Origin of the sequence: Streptomyces lydicus, from assembly GCF_000717345.1 — a bacterium.
Taxonomy (GTDB): domain Bacteria; phylum Actinomycetota; class Actinomycetes; order Streptomycetales; family Streptomycetaceae; genus Streptomyces; species Streptomyces lydicus.
The window spans coordinates 187821-201601 of the sequence record NZ_JNZA01000002.1 but is presented as its reverse complement, the minus strand read 5'-3'; the positions used below and the strand labels follow the sequence as shown (position 1 = coordinate 201601).

The window sequence follows — 13781 nt, the reverse complement described above, 5'->3', positions numbered from 1 at the left end:
CACCCGTTCGTGTAGATGCTCGCTCTGGAGTGCGCTTCCCGCCGCAAAGCCGTGAACGGCACGCGGAACCGGCCCCTCAGGGCAACGCCCCAGGGTGGTTCCGCCGTCAACCCCGGACACCGGTCCCGTCGCGCTCAGCCGGCCGCGGCCACCGGATCGTGCGCCAGCAGTTGCTGGATCTCCCGCACCGCGGCCCGGCCGGCGCGATGAGCGCCGATGGTGCTCGCCGACGGCCCGTAGCCGACCAGATGCACCCGCGGGTCACGCAGGACACGGGTGCCCGCCATCCGGATGCCGCCGCCCGGCTCGCGGAGTTTCAGCGGGGCGAGGTGGTCGATGGCGGCCCGGAAACCCGTCGCGTAGAGGATCACGTCCGCCTCGGCGGTGCGCCCGTCGGGCCAGACCACCCCCGTGGGCGTGATCCGCTCGAAGAGCGGCAGCCGCTCCAGTACGCCGCTCTCGCGGCCCCGCCGGACCGCCTCCGACATCGGCAGCCCGGTCACACTCACCACGCTCCGCGGCGGCAGCCCCTGCCTGACCCGCTCCTCGACGAGGGCGACCGCCGCCCGGCCCTCCTCCTCACCGAAGGGACCCTCGCGGAAGACGGGCGGCCGGCGCGTCACCCAGACCGTGCCCGCTGCCACCGGAGCGATCTCCAGCAGCTGCTGTACGGCCGAGGTGCCGCCGCCCACCACCACGACCCGGGCGCCGCGGAACCCCTCCGGCCCGGCGTACTGCGAACTGTGCAACTGCCGCCCGCCGAACGTCTCCTGACCGGGAAACCGCGGCCAGAACGGCCGGTCCCAGGTCCCCGTCGCATTGATCACCGCCCGGGCCGCCCAGTCCCCCTCCGAGGTCCCCACCAGCAGCCGGCCGTCCTCGCCCGGGCGGACCGCCAGTACGCTCACCGGCCGGTGCACCCGCAGCCCGAAGGTCTCCTCGTACGCGCCGAAGTACGCGCCGATCACCTCGGACGACGGACGGCCGGGGTCGGCACCGGTCAGCTCCATGCCGGGCAGCGCATGCATCCCGTGCACCTTGCCGTACGTCAGCGTCGGCCACCGGAACTGCCAGGCGCCACCCGGCCGCGGAGAGTGATCGAGCACCACGAAGTCCCGGTCCGGCTCCAGCCCGACCCGCCGCAGATGGAAGGCCGCGGCAAGACCCGCCTGCCCGGCACCGATCACCACGACCTCGACCGCACGCACCCCGGAATGGTTCATGCCTCCACCAACCGAGGAGGGCGGCGCTGTCTTCCCGTCGGCCGGCAGAGCTGGCCGGGGCCGTGAGCGGGGGCGCGTGGAGGACCGCGGGGGCGCCGTGGGGAGAACGGCTGCCCCCTCTCCACGGCGCCCCGTGACAGGTGCCTGCCGCGCCCCGCTCAGCGCCCGCCCGCGACCAGGAGCGGCGCCCCGCCCGGTGCCGACGCCGGCCGGCCGTTGACCGCCGGTACGCCCTCCAGAGGGGACGGCACGGCAGCCAGCAGACCACGGGCGGCGAGCTCGGGCCGTACGCCCTCACCGAACCAGTACGCCTCCTCCAGATGCGGGTAACCGGACAGCACGAAGTGCTCGATGCCCAGCGCGTGGTACTCCTCGATCCGGTCGGCCACCTCGGCATGGCTGCCGACCAGCGCGGTGCCCGCCCCGCCGCGCACCAGGCCGACCCCCGCCCACAGATTGGGTGAGATCTCCAGCTTGTCGCGCGAGCCCCCGTGCAGCGCCAGCATCCGCTGCTGCCCCACCGACTCACTCCTGCCCAGGGCCTGTTGGGCGGCGGCGACGGTCTCCGGATCGAGGTCGTCGAGCAGCCGGCCGGCGGTCGCCCACGCCTCCTTCGACGAGTCCCGGGAAATGGTGTGCAGCCGGATCCCGAACCGGACCGTACGCCCCTCCCGCTCCGCCAGCCCCCGGATCCAGTCGACCTTCTGCTTCACCTGCTCGGGCGGCTCGCCCCAGGTCAGATACACATCCACGTTCCGGGCGGCGACCGGACCCGCGGCCGCCGACGACCCGCCGAAGAAGATCTCCGGCAGCGGATCCGGCGGCAGCGCCGTCAGGCCGCCCTCGACCTGGTAGTGCTCGCCGTGGAAGTCGAACGGCGCACCGCCCCACACACCCCGTACGACCTGGAGGAACTCATCCGTACGGGCATACCGCCGGTCATGGTCGAGATGATCGCCGAACCGCTTCTGCTCGGTCGAGTCACCGCCCGTCACCACGTTCAGCAGCAGCCGCCCCCGCGAGATCCGCTGGTACGTCGCCGCCATCTGCGCCGCCAGCACCGGCGAGATCACCCCGGGTCGGAACGCCACCAGGAACTTCAGCCGCTCGGTCACCTGGGTGAGCGCGGCCGTCGTCAGCCAGGCGTCCTCGCACCACGTCCCGGTGGGCGTGAGCACGGCCTCGAACCCCAGCTGCTCGGCCGCCTTGGCGATCTGCGCCAGATACTCGATGTCCGGGGCGCGCACCCCGCTCACCGGCGTGATGCGGTCACGCCGGATCCCGCCGTCGGTGTACGCGTGCCGGTCCACGAGCGTCCGCCCGTCGCCGCCGGTCGGCAGAAACCAATGCAGGTGTACGGACATCTCAGTGGCCCTTTCCGTAGGTGCGCGGTGACGTGCCCGAAGGCGGCAGGTCACCGTTGAAGCGGGGGTCGACGAACTCCCCGAAGTCGAAGGTGCGCGGGATCAGCTTCAGCTTCGCGAAGGTGTCGACGATCTGCTGCTCGGAAGCGACCGCAGCCTTGTCCACGGCGACCGTCACCGCCGTGCCCCGGGTGCGCTTGACCGCGTCCAGCGCCACCTTCTGCGGCAGTCCGGTCTCCTTGGCCCACGCCTTCGCCCAGGCGTCGGGGTGCTTGAACACCCAGTTCTGCGCCCGCCGCAACCGCGCCGTGTAGTCCTTCAGCGCCGCCGCCTTCTTCTTGTCGTCCAGGGCGGCGGGCGCGGCGACCTGGAAGCTCAGGCCGTTGACGAGCCCCTGCCCGGTGGTCAGCACCCGCGCGTCGGCCTGATCCAGTGCCTGCGAGGTGTACGGGTCCCACACCGCCCAGGCGTCGACCTTCCCCCGGGTGAACGCGGCGAGCGCGTCGGCCGGCTGGAGGTAGTTGAGCGTGACGTCCTTCGGCGTCAGCCCGGCCTTCCTCAGCGAGGCCACGAGCTGGTAGTTGGCCGAACTGCCCTGCGCGACCGCGATCGACTTGCCCTTGAGCTGCGCCGGATTCTTCAGCGGCGAGTCCTTCTTCACCAGAATCGCCTCGCCGTCGGACCGGCTGTGCGCCCCGGCGATCACCTTGATCTTCGACTTCGCCGCGGCGGCGAACACGGGCGGGGTGTTGCCGACCGCGCCGATGTCCACAGCCCCCGCGTTCACGGCCTCCAGCAGCGGCGGCCCCGAGGTGAATGTCGACCACTTGATCTTGTACGGAAGGTCGTCCAGCTCGCCGGCGGCCCGCAACAGAGTCTCCGAACCGCCCTTCTGGTCACCGACGTTGAGCGTCAGCGACCCCTTCCCGTCGGTCCCGCTGCCGGTCCCCCCACCGGCCCCGGCGGCCCGCGACGCACCACCGCACCCGGCCAGCAGAAGAGCGAACGGAAGCAGCAGAGCGGCCGGGGTGATGTGGCGTGGTGGTCTCATGAGGTGATGTCCGTTTCGAGGTACATGGATGGACGGTGAGGAGTGACACTGCGGTGGGTCTGTGCGGACAGGCGCCGGCGTTGCTCGCTCAGCGCCGACGAACGGGATCCGGTTCGAGGGCCGACGTCACGCGGCTTCGGCGGCACGGTCGGTGGAACTGTCGGCGGGGGAGTGGGCAGGGGCGGTGGACTGTGCCCCCGCCACGCCCAGCCGCTCCAGCAGGCGGGCGCGCAGAGCACCGAAGCCCGGGTCGGAGATCTCGCGCGGCCGCGGCAGATCCACCGTGGTCTCGTACGCGATCCGGCCGTCCTCCATCACCAGCGCCCGGTCCGCCAGCAGCAGCGCCTCCTCGACGTCGTGCGTGACCAGCAGCACCGCGCAACCGCGCTCCTGCCACAGCTCGGCGACCAGCTGCTGGGCCTTGATCCGGGTCAGCGCGTCCAGGGCCCCGAACGGCTCGTCGAGCAGCAGCAGGTCGGGTTCGCGCACCAACGCACGGGCCAGGGAAGCCCGTTGGGCCTCTCCCCCCGAGAGGGTCTTGGGCCAGGCGTCCACGCGGTGACCGAGCCCGACCTCCTCCAGCGCCCTTACCGCGGTGTCACGTTCGGGACGCCCCGGCAGCCCCAGCAGCACATTGCGCCACACCCGCTTCCAGGGCATCAGCCGCGGTGCCTGAAACGCCACGGCCTTGCGGCGCGGCACCAGCACCTCACCCTCGATGTCCCGGTCGAGCCCGGCCAGCACCTTCAGCAGCGTCGACTTCCCGCAGCCGCTACGCCCCAGCAGCGCCACGAACTCGCCCGTCTGAATGTCCAGTTGCAGCTCGTCGAGGACCGCGCGGCCACCGAAGGCGCGCACCAGCCCGTCCACCTGCACGGCGGCACCGGACGCAGCCCTCACCGCGCGCTGCTCCTTACGAAGCCCCACCGCGCCGATTTCCTCTTCCTCATCGGTCACTGACCCGTGAACGTCGGTCGCCATTGCAGCAGCAGCCTTTCGAGAGTGCGTACGAGAAAGTCGGCGATGAGCCCGAGGATCGCGTAGACCACCAGGCACACCACGATCACGTCGGTCCGGAAGAATTCCCTGGCCTGATTCATCAGAAAGCCGAGGCCGTCATCGGCGTTGACCTGCTCACCGAAGACCAGAGCAAGCCACGCGGTGGCCAGCGAATAACGCAGCCCGGTCATGGCTCCCGGCAGCGCACCGGGCAGCACCACATGCCGGATCAGACCCCATCGGCTCAGCCCCAGCGACGTGCCGGCCTCGACCAGCTGCGCATCCACCCCGCGAATCCCGGCATAAACGTTCAGATAAAGATGAAAGGCCACACCGAGGGAAATCAGCGCGATTTTCGGTGCTTCCCCGATGCCCAGCCAGATGATGAACAGCGGAATCACACCGACCCACGGAATCGACCGCAGCATCTGCACCGTCGCGTCGACCAGATCCTCACCGAGCCGCGAAAGCCCCGAGACGAGCGCCAAGACGACGCCGGCCACCCCGCCCAACACCAGGCCGACAGCGACCCGTTGCAGCGAAACCAGCATCGCCGACGGCAGCGTCCCGTCGGACACCAAGTCACCGGCGGTGGCGGCAATGGTGCCCGGCGAGGCCAGAATGTCCCCCTCCAGCACCCCGGTCGCACTCAACACCTGCCACAACACCACCAGCGCGACGGGCCCCACCGTCCGCCGCACCCACCGCGGCACCACCCGCCGCCGCCCGGACACCGGAACCACCCGCGCAAGCTCCACGCCGGGCACGGTTTCCGCCGATCCAGCGAGCGGGGCAGGGCCACGCACGACCTGACCGAGACTCATGAAAACCCCACAAACAGAGAAAAGAGGGAGAAAAAAATCGGTAAGTCAAGAACCCGGCCAACCGAAAAAAGGGAAAACCGACCCCGACTCGCGACGACAACACGCAGCTCAACGCACAAGGAAAAAACAAGGGGGAAGAAAGTGCGGCACCCGGCGCCCGGTACCCGGCGCACGCACGCGCCGAAAAGCCCCGACCTAAAGAAGAATCACGATCAGCTTCACCGGCTCAGCGCTTCAGCACGCGACGCCGCGACGACACGCGGCAGACGCCACCCGCACCAGGTCGATGTGACCGCGCGTGGTGAGAAGAGCTGAGGAAGACATGCGGCCGAACGTAGCGGTGCACTCCGAGAGGGGTCAAACGTTGTCTCGACTGCTGGACCTTTGTTACCGGAACATTGAAACAGCATGGCGACCGACCCCCGCGGGCCTGCTGACCTCAACCAACCTGCCGTACGAAGATGGCTACATGAGCACCGCATTCACCACCCGCACCCTGGACATCACCACCGGCACGACGGAGACCGTCGCCGACCTCACCGCCGAGTGCGCCGCCTTCCTCCGCGACGCCGCGGACGGCCGCGACGGCCTGCTGAACCTCTTCGTCCCGCACGCCACGGCCGGCATCGCCATCCTGGAAACCGGCGCCGGCAGCGACGAAGACCTCCTGGCCGCCCTCCATGACCTCCTCCCGGCCGACAACCGCTGGCGCCACCGCCACGGCACCCCCGGCCACGGCCGCGACCACGTCCTCCCCGCCCTCGTCCCACCCCACGCCACCCTCCCCGTCCTGGGCGGCCGCCTGGCCCTCGGCACCTGGCAGTCCATCTGCCTGGTCGACACAAACGTCGACAACCCCACCCGCCAGGTGCGGTTGAGCTTCCTCGGCCAGTGAGCTTTGACCACGACGACTATGGGCGAAGTCGGGGCATGTTCTGGTGATGAGGGCGGTCTCAGCAGCCGATGGCGCAGCCTGATCGGCTGTGGCGACCACTGGGTGCCCGTCGTTTCTCACTTGCGTGCGGGTGAACCACGAACCACGCCCTCGTGTCGGCCGAAGCTGGACGATCGCGCCCGTTATTGTCAGCTCTCGTGCCGTTGAGCTGCGCCTTTGTGAACCTCAAGCCCGGCGTCGGAAAGACGACGAGTACTGTGTGGCTGGGCCATGCGCTTCATGAGTTGGGACTGTCACCCCTGTTGGTCGACGGTGACCCAGCCGCTTCCGCGCTGCGCTGGAGCGAACTTGCCGGTGGCTTTCCGTTTCCGGTGATCGCCCTGCCGGTCGGGGATGTCCACCGTCGCGTGAACGACTTCCTTGGCAACCGGCAGGCCGTTGTGCTCGATGCGCCCCAGCTGGAGGACCATCCCCGGATTGCCCGCAGCATCATGAGGTACGCCGGTGAGTGGATCGTGCCTGTGACTCCCGCCCCCATCGAACTGGACCGGATGGCACCCATCCGCGGCGAGATGGCGGACGTGCAGTCCCTGCGTGCTGAGCCGGCCCGCACGGCGGTCCTGCTCAATCGCACCAACCGTCCCGATGCCACGCGCACCGGGCCCGATGCCGACGCTCGCGAGGCACTCACCGAGCGGGGTTTCGAGGTGCTGGACACCCAGATCGCGCGGCTCGACCTGTACGCCCAATCGTTCGGGAACTCGGTCCAGGCCAAGGGTTCGGCGTATATGGACTTCGCGGAGGAACTGATCAAGCGTCAGGAAGAGGTATGACTCAACGCAGGGAAAACTACCGCGCCGCATTGCGGCGCGAGCAGGACGATGTCCCCGGACCCCGATCCACCAAGGTCACCACGCTGGAGAGCAGGTACCTCCGGGTGACCGTCGAGGTGGATCCCGACCTGCAAGGCGATCTGACGCGATGGGTGGGCCGCCCGGTCTCCTCGGTAGTCCTCGTCGGCACGACCGTCCTGCGTACCCTGGTCGACACCGTCGGCAGGGTCTCCCGGCCCGGACGCTAGGCTGCTTCGCCCCGCCATTGCCTGCGTTGATGACCAGGTGGATCCGGCCGTTGGCTGAGTCAAACCACCAACCCCGGCTCGGGGAGCCGGTGTACCCCCATCACGGGCCGGCCCCGGCCCGCCGTGCCCAGCGCCGCCTGGGGCGAAGGGCTTTTCCATGCTGCTCCCCTGGAAGGCGGGGACCGTACGGAGTAGGTCAGGTCGAAGCGTCCGTCGCCGGGGTGCTCGTGGTTTCTGCCGAAGCAGTCGCGGAACTCCTTCCGTGCCGTCTTGTCGTCGATCCGCAGCCCTTACTGGCCGGCCAGCCGGCCGATCAGGGCCCGGGCTGAGTGTTCGGCATCGGCCTTGGTCTTGACGGGCGGCGGGTCGTCTTTCCCGGAGTTGGACGTGCATCCGCCAGATGCCAGCAGGGCGACGATGGTGAGTGCGGTGATTCGGGTGGGGCGCCGGATGCGGCCGGTCACGACTTGGGCCTCGCCTCGGGCGGGGTGGTGACGGGGTGCATGTGGTCGTTCCCTTCGTTCGGGCGCCTTCTAACGATGCGTCGTTGGGCGAGCCGGCCCAGGCACGGTCGGGGTCCATAATCAGGTCCTTGGCCGGGTCGACTGTCATTCCCGGGCTTTCGGCAACGTCGTCGGCGTCGAGGCCGCCCTCCCACGGGCTGCGGCTCGCGCGGCCCCATGCGTGAAGCTCCCCAGGTCGTCCCCCGCCTGCTCCGCGCGTCCGGTGGGGACCATGCCGTCATCGGCTTCCGGGGCGTCGTACCCGGGTCGGGAATCAGTACCCCACGCCGCGGCGCGCAAGTATGGCCCTTCGGGGGAGCATCCGCCACCGATATGAGAAAGCTACGCCCGTCCCAGTGGTCGAGCTGACGCTGTGCCAACTTCCTTGCGCATATGCCTATACGCTCCCGCAGGTCTTCGGACGATCGTCTATTCCCACAGGTTGAGGGTGCTCATGGTCCAGGAGAAGTCGCCGTCCGGATTGCCGTCCGTGGCGGTGTACGCGTGGCTCATACCGGTGGTTGCGGCCGTGACGGTGGCCGGCTTGGTTGAACCTTCTGTGTTCGCTGCGGCTGTGTGGATCGGTGTGACGGCTGTGGGCGCCGTGGCCGGCGCCGCAGGTGTAGCCGTGGGTCGGCATCGGCAGGTCGCTCAGCTGCGGGAAGAAAGCCGAGGGCAGTCGGCTGCGCTGGCGCGGCAGCAGGAAGCGACCGCGCGGCTGGCCGACAGCCTGGTGCCGGAGATGCTGACGCGCTTGCGCCTGGACGAGGCTCCGGAGGAGGTCCTCAACTGGTTGACTGCACGCTGGTCGGGCTCCTACAGCGGCCTGCCCTCCGAGTTCCAGCAGGCCCACTGGGCGATGTTGCGCACCGTCATGGACGCTGTGGCTGCGGAGGAGGGGCTGAGGGACTCGGCGCAGCGTGCCCTGGTGAACTTGGCCAGACGTATGCAGGCCATCGTCCACCAGCAGGCGCGGGAGCTGCGCGAGATGGAGGACCGGCACGGTCAGGACCCCGCGGTCTTCGGCGACCTCCTGCGGATCGACCACAACACCGCGCTCACCGGCCGGCTCGCCGATTCCATCGCCGTCCTCGGTGGTGCCCGGCCCGGCCGGCAGTGGAACCGGCCGGTGCCGCTGTACAGCGTGCTGCGGGGTGCGATGTCGCGGATCGTCGGCTACGAGCGGGTCGAACTGAGCACCAGCACGGAGTGCGCCGTCGTCGGGCCGGCCGTCGAACCGCTCATCCACGCACTGGCGGAGTTGCTGGACAACGCGACGCGCTACTCGCCGCCCCACACCAAGGTCCATCTCACGGCCGCGGAGGTGCAGTCCGGGGTCGCGGTGGAGATCGAGGACGGGGGTGTCGGCATGAGCGAGCAGGCCCGGCGCCTGGCCGAGCGGCGCCTTGAACAGGCGCAGCAGGGCATCGACTTGGGCGACCTGGGCGAGACTCCGCGGCTCGGCCTGGCGGTGGTGGGGCGCCTGACCCAGGCGTTCGGCCTCCAGGTCTCGCTGCGCACATCCGCCTACGGGGGTGTGCGAGTGGTGCTCGTGGTTCCTCAGCAGTTGATCACCAGTGCGGCTGAGGCGTCGGGTGTGGCGCACGGGATCGGGACGTTCTCCGGTCCGCGGGCAGCGAGCCAACCGGGCCAGGTGGTGTCCCGTCAGACGGCGAAGCCACCGGCGGCGAGGCGGCTTGACGAAGCGCCGCAAGTGGTCGAGCGGACGGCGAACGGACTTCCCCAGCGGCGCCGCAGAGAGCGGGTGGCGGAGGCGCAGGCACCCGCGGCCAACGCCCGGCCTGCGGAGGGAACGCAACGGCCGCCGGGAGAGTGGCTGACCGCCTTCAAGACCGGACTGTCGGCGGAGGGCACCAGTGGTGGCGACGACGCCGCCGCGCCGAGAGGAGAACAGTGAGTCAGCAGGCGGCCAGCTTGGACTGGATGCTCAAGGACCTCGCGGAGAGCGTGCCGCAGACCCGCACGGTCCTCGTACTGTCCTCAGACGGACTGCGTATGGGACACCACGGCGGGACCACCGAGTCGGCCGAGCGGCTGGCCGCTTCCTGCTCCGGTTTGCAGAGCCTCGCCAGTGCGGTCGGCAGCGAGCTCCCGCACCTGGCGGGCAAAATGCAGCTGGTGGTCATCGAGATGGAGGGCGGCTTCTTCTACCTGATGGCCGCCGGCCCGAGGGCCTACCTCGCGGTGCTCGCCGACGACGGTGTGGACGCCGGGCTCATGGGTCAGCGCATGCGCGACCTCATCGCCCGTCTCGGAGCGCACATCACCAGCCCGCCCCGCAGTGACGGGCAGGCCAGGTGAGCGACTCCCCGCAGGACGGCACGGAGGAAGGGCCGGAGCGCCTCTACGTCATCACCAGTGGCCGTTCCTCCGCCTCCAACGGCCTCGACCTGGTCACGCTGATCGTTGCCAGGACCGTTCCCACGGCCGGCATGCAGCCGGAGCACGCAGCGATCCTGAGCCTGTGTCAGGCTCCGCTGTCGGTCGCCGAGATATCCGCCCACATAGGACTGCCGGTGAGTGTCGTCAGCGTCCTGATCAGCGACCTGCTGGACGAGCAACAGGTGCTCACGCGCCCGCCGGTACCGCCAGCGGATCTGCCCGACCTTTCCCTCATCGAAAAGGTGATCCATGGCCTTCAAAAGCTCTGAGCTCGCAGAGCCCCCCAACGAGGAGCGGCTCCCCCACACGGCGTCCGCGGCGGTCAAGGTCGTGATCGTGGGCGGATTCGGGGTCGGCAAGACGACCATGGTCGGTTCGGTGAGCGAGATCCGGCCGCTGACCACCGAAGAGACCATGACCCAGGCCGGCGCCGGCATCGACGACCGCGCCGGCGTGGAACACAAGACGGCCACCACTGTCGCGATGGACTTCGGCCGGATCAGCATCAGCGACGAACTCGTCCTCTACCTCTTCGGCACCCCCGGCCAGCAGCGCTTCTGGTTCCTGTGGAACGGTCTGTTCGAAGGCGCTCTCGGCGCGGTGGTGCTGGTGGACACCCGGCGACTGGAGGACAGCTTCGACGTCATGGGCCGCCTGGAGGAGAGCGGGGTACCCTTCGTCGTCGCGGTGAACTCCTTCGCGGGCGCTCCGGATCACACGCTTCAGGAGCTCCGCAGCGCGCTCGACCTCCCCTCCGACGTACCCCTGATGTCCTGCGATGCGCGGCATCGCGACTCCAGCCGGGACGTCCTGATTTCCCTCATGCACTACCTGCACTCCCTCGTAGCAACGGAGCCCTCATGAGCACGCCTTCCCACCTCCCGCCGCCCGGGTGCCCGGCCCACGGCCTGGGCCAGGACGGACCGCAGCGCCTCTACGGTCCGGCCGCAGAGCACGACCCCATGGCCCTGTACGAGGAGCTGCGCGCCAAGCACGGCGCGGTGGCGCCCGTACTGGTGCATGACGACCAGCCGGCCTGGCTCGTCCTGGGCCACCGGGAGAATCTGGAGGTGGCCCGGACCCCCGGCCGGTTCTCTCGCGACCCCCGCGCATGGGGCGCTGTGCAGGACGGGACGGTGGTCCCCGAGAAGTACGCACTCGCGCCGATGGTGACCTGGTGGCCGGTGATCAATTTCAATGACGGCCCGGACTTCGAACGGCTGAGGGGCGCGGTGCTGGAGTCCCTCCAGCGCTTCGACCGGCGGGGGATGCGCCGGTACGTCACCCGGTTCGCCCACCAACTCATCGATGCCTTCGCCTCCAACGGCGAGGCCGACCTCGTGGCGGAGTTCTCCAGTCAGCTGCCGATGCTGGTGATGACGCAGCTGATCGGTGCTCCGGAGGAACACGGCCCCCGGCTCGTCCGGGCCGTGCCTGACATGCTGGAGGGCACGGAGACCGCCCTCGAAAGCGATGAGTACGTCACGAAGATGCTGTATCAGCTGGTGGAGAGCAAGAAGGCCAGCCGGGGGTACGACCTCACGTCCTGGCTGCTCGACCACCCCGCCGAGCTGACGGACGTCGAGGTTCTGGCGCACGTGCGAGTGGTCCTGGTCGCGGCGTACGCAACCACCGCGAATCTGATCGCGAACACCTTGCGGGTGGTCCTCACCGATCCGCGCTTCCGCGCGAACCTCTCGGGTGGCCGTATGACGCTGCCGGAGGCCCTGGAGCAGGTGCTGTGGGACCAGACGCCCATCAACACAGTGTTGGGGCGCTGGGCCACGGCAGACACCGTGCTGGGCGGTCAGCAGATCAAGCGTGGTGACATGCTCCTGTTGTCCCTCGCTGCCGGCAACGTCGATCCCGCGGTCCGGCCGGACCTGACCGCGCCGGTCCACGGAAACCGTTCCCACCTGGCCTTCAGCGCGGGCCCCCACGAATGCCCGGGCCAGGACATCGGCCGGGCCATCGCCGACACCGGCATCGAGGTCCTGTTGGCGCGCCTGCCCGACATCGAGCTGACCGTGCACGACTTCGAGCTGGAGCGCCGGGGCACGCTGATGTCCCAGCACCTCGTACGGCTGCCGGTGCGCTTCGCACCCAGGTCCGTCGCCGCCACCGCGCCACGGGCCGAGCCGGAACCGCTGCCGCCGCTCGCTCCGTTGAAGGAGGCCGTGCAGGCAGCGACAGGCCGGCCGCGGTCGTCGCGGTGGTCGTGGCTGAGCCGCCTGTTCGGCCGGCGCTGACCCTGCTCTGAGGGCCCGCAGCGCTTCGCTGCGGGCCCTTTGCCATGCCGGGTGCCGGACGGCCAGGTGTGCCGGGCCGGCGCCGGCCGGTCACTGCTCCAGTTGCTGCCACCACCAGTTCAGGGACGGAACGGCGGGCGGCTCGATGCTCGGATCACTCGGGGAGTCGCTCCAGACCACATCGAAGGTCGCCCCCTCCACCGGCCAGGCGTTGCGGTTGCGGGGGCTCGCGTACCGGGGGGCGACGTTCTGCCACGCGATGCTGCCGGCGATGTAGCTCTGGAGCGAGTCGAGGTAGCGCTGAAGCTGCTCGTCCGCGCCCCGGGCGAGCTGTGCGCGCAGACGGAGAAAGAGGGTCATCACCCGGTCCCGCAGGGCGACGGCCTCAGCGACCGCCTCTCCGGGGACGCAGCCTCGCTCGTGGGCCAACACGTTGATCAGGTTCTGCTCCCATGGCTCTTGATCGTCGTCCTTGTTGTAGGAGAAGAGATCGTTGTCGGCGGCGACGATCCATCCCGCTGCGTCGGTCACGGCCTGGACCGGGGGCGCGTAGAGGGTGTTCGGCGGCAGGTCGATCCCGTTCGCGGAGTCGGCCCAAGTCAGGCTGAATCGGGTGCCGTTCGCGAGAGCGCCGAGACCGGCGTAATCACTGAGGCCGGGCATGCGGCCGCGCTCGGCCTGCGCCGTGCGCCAGCCCGCCCCGAGCAACCAGTCCCGCGCTCCCTCTGCGAATCTGCGCAGCTGAAAGGGCGTGAGCAGGTCGTGTGTGCGCTGCACCAGATCATCCAGCGCCGAGGTGAGGGGCCCCGGGGGGAGGAGGGCGCAGCCGGGCATCTCCAGGGCTCGGGCCAGCCGGGCGCCGTGGTCGGTGATCGACGCGGTATCGGTGGCCGCCGGCCCGGAGTCCTGCCAGTCGTCGACGGCGTTCGCCCAGTAATTCCACAACGTGAAAGTCAGTACGTGATCGACGCTGCCGTCCGGGATGATCCTGCAGGAGAAATCAGCACTGTGCGTGGCCAGCCCCCAGGCACGTTCGGTGGCATCGGGATAGATGCCGAACGCGTCGATCCATTCAATGGCGCGCTGCTCGATCTCCGCCGCCTTGGGGTGCCGGGAGGGGGCGAAGGGGCAGAAAAACGGGGGAAGTTGCCAGCCTATGCGTGAAGTGTGGCCGTGTTCGGCGATCACG

General features: G+C 69.7%; 16 protein-coding genes. 8 read left to right on the top strand and 8 right to left on the bottom strand.

Going from position 1 to position 13781, the window contains the following annotated elements; genetic code table 11:
* Positions 1–134: 134 nt before the first annotated feature.
* The 6 genes from OO62_RS02405 to OO62_RS41655 form a co-directional block, all read right to left on the bottom strand.
* Entirely contained in the window at positions 135–1223 is a 1089-nt protein-coding gene (locus OO62_RS02405; RefSeq protein ID WP_033265428.1) for an NAD(P)-binding domain-containing protein, read from the bottom strand.
* A gap of 158 nt (positions 1224–1381) precedes the next feature.
* The gene (locus tag OO62_RS02400) at positions 1382–2587 is read right to left on the bottom strand and encodes an LLM class flavin-dependent oxidoreductase (protein ID WP_033265427.1); all 1206 of its coding nucleotides are present in this window, start codon (positions 2585–2587) and stop codon (positions 1382–1384) included.
* A gap of 1 nt (position 2588) precedes the next feature.
* A complete protein-coding gene (locus OO62_RS02395) occupies positions 2589–3638 on the bottom strand; it encodes an ABC transporter substrate-binding protein (RefSeq protein WP_033265426.1) in 1050 nt (349 codons plus the stop codon).
* Positions 3639–3764: 126 nt separating this feature from the next.
* Positions 3765–4619, bottom strand: coding sequence for an ABC transporter ATP-binding protein (locus tag OO62_RS02390; protein ID WP_078616985.1), 855 nt, complete (start codon positions 4617–4619; stop codon positions 3765–3767).
* On the bottom strand, positions 4592–5461 hold the full coding sequence (locus OO62_RS02385) for an ABC transporter permease (RefSeq protein ID WP_228332583.1): 870 nt from the start codon (positions 5459–5461) through the stop codon (positions 4592–4594). The genes OO62_RS02390 and OO62_RS02385 overlap by 28 nt, the downstream gene beginning before the upstream one ends.
* 234 nt (positions 5462–5695) lie before the next feature.
* Positions 5696–5785 carry a putative leader peptide gene (locus tag OO62_RS41655; RefSeq protein ID WP_350728802.1) on the bottom strand — a complete coding sequence of 30 codons (90 nt, stop codon included), beginning with the start codon at positions 5783–5785 and terminating at the stop codon, positions 5696–5698.
* 145 nt (positions 5786–5930) lie between these two features.
* Here OO62_RS41655 and OO62_RS02380 point away from each other — a divergent pair, with 145 nt between their 5' ends.
* The 3 genes from OO62_RS02380 (at position 5931) to OO62_RS02370 (ending at position 7437) form a co-directional block, all read left to right on the top strand.
* Complete coding sequence (locus OO62_RS02380; RefSeq protein ID WP_033265423.1) at positions 5931–6356, top strand: secondary thiamine-phosphate synthase enzyme YjbQ; 426 nt, start codon at positions 5931–5933, stop codon at positions 6354–6356.
* A 218-nt stretch (positions 6357–6574) separates the two neighbouring features.
* Complete coding sequence (locus OO62_RS41255; protein ID WP_106974795.1) at positions 6575–7189, top strand: nucleotide-binding protein; 615 nt, start codon at positions 6575–6577, stop codon at positions 7187–7189.
* Positions 7186–7437 carry a hypothetical protein gene (locus OO62_RS02370; protein WP_129322895.1) on the top strand — a complete coding sequence of 84 codons (252 nt, stop codon included), beginning with the start codon at positions 7186–7188 and terminating at the stop codon, positions 7435–7437. The genes OO62_RS41255 and OO62_RS02370 overlap by 4 nt, the downstream gene beginning before the upstream one ends.
* A gap of 290 nt (positions 7438–7727) precedes the next feature.
* Here OO62_RS02370 and OO62_RS39435 read toward each other — a convergent pair whose 3' ends face one another.
* On the bottom strand, positions 7728–7901 hold the full coding sequence (locus OO62_RS39435) for a hypothetical protein (RefSeq protein ID WP_157850126.1): 174 nt from the start codon (positions 7899–7901) through the stop codon (positions 7728–7730).
* A 493-nt stretch (positions 7902–8394) separates the two neighbouring features.
* On the opposite strand from OO62_RS39435, the gene OO62_RS02365 reads away from it, so the two are divergent.
* The 5 genes from OO62_RS02365 to OO62_RS02345 are packed head-to-tail and all read left to right on the top strand — an operon-like array spanning position 8395 to position 12592.
* Positions 8395–9858: a sensor histidine kinase gene (locus OO62_RS02365; RefSeq protein ID WP_206738443.1), complete on the top strand. Its 1464-nt coding sequence runs from the start codon at positions 8395–8397 to the stop codon at positions 9856–9858.
* A gap of 17 nt (positions 9859–9875) precedes the next feature.
* Positions 9876–10262, top strand: coding sequence for a roadblock/LC7 domain-containing protein (locus OO62_RS02360; protein ID WP_310720113.1), 387 nt, complete (start codon positions 9876–9878; stop codon positions 10260–10262).
* Positions 10259–10612, top strand: coding sequence for a DUF742 domain-containing protein (locus OO62_RS02355; protein ID WP_033265419.1), 354 nt, complete (start codon positions 10259–10261; stop codon positions 10610–10612). The genes OO62_RS02360 and OO62_RS02355 overlap by 4 nt, the downstream gene beginning before the upstream one ends.
* Positions 10593–11207 carry a GTP-binding protein gene (locus tag OO62_RS02350; protein ID WP_033265418.1) on the top strand — a complete coding sequence of 205 codons (615 nt, stop codon included), beginning with the start codon at positions 10593–10595 and terminating at the stop codon, positions 11205–11207. Before OO62_RS02355 ends, OO62_RS02350 begins: the two co-directional genes overlap by 20 nt.
* Positions 11204–12592, top strand: a complete 1389-nt coding sequence (locus OO62_RS02345) for a cytochrome P450 (protein WP_033265417.1) — start codon at positions 11204–11206, stop codon at positions 12590–12592. The genes OO62_RS02350 and OO62_RS02345 overlap by 4 nt, the downstream gene beginning before the upstream one ends.
* 90 nt (positions 12593–12682) lie before the next feature.
* On the opposite strand, the gene OO62_RS02340 is transcribed toward OO62_RS02345, so the two are convergent.
* A complete protein-coding gene (locus tag OO62_RS02340; protein ID WP_033265416.1) occupies positions 12683–13780 on the bottom strand; it encodes a terpene synthase family protein in 1098 nt (365 codons plus the stop codon).
* Position 13781 lies beyond the last annotated feature (1 nt).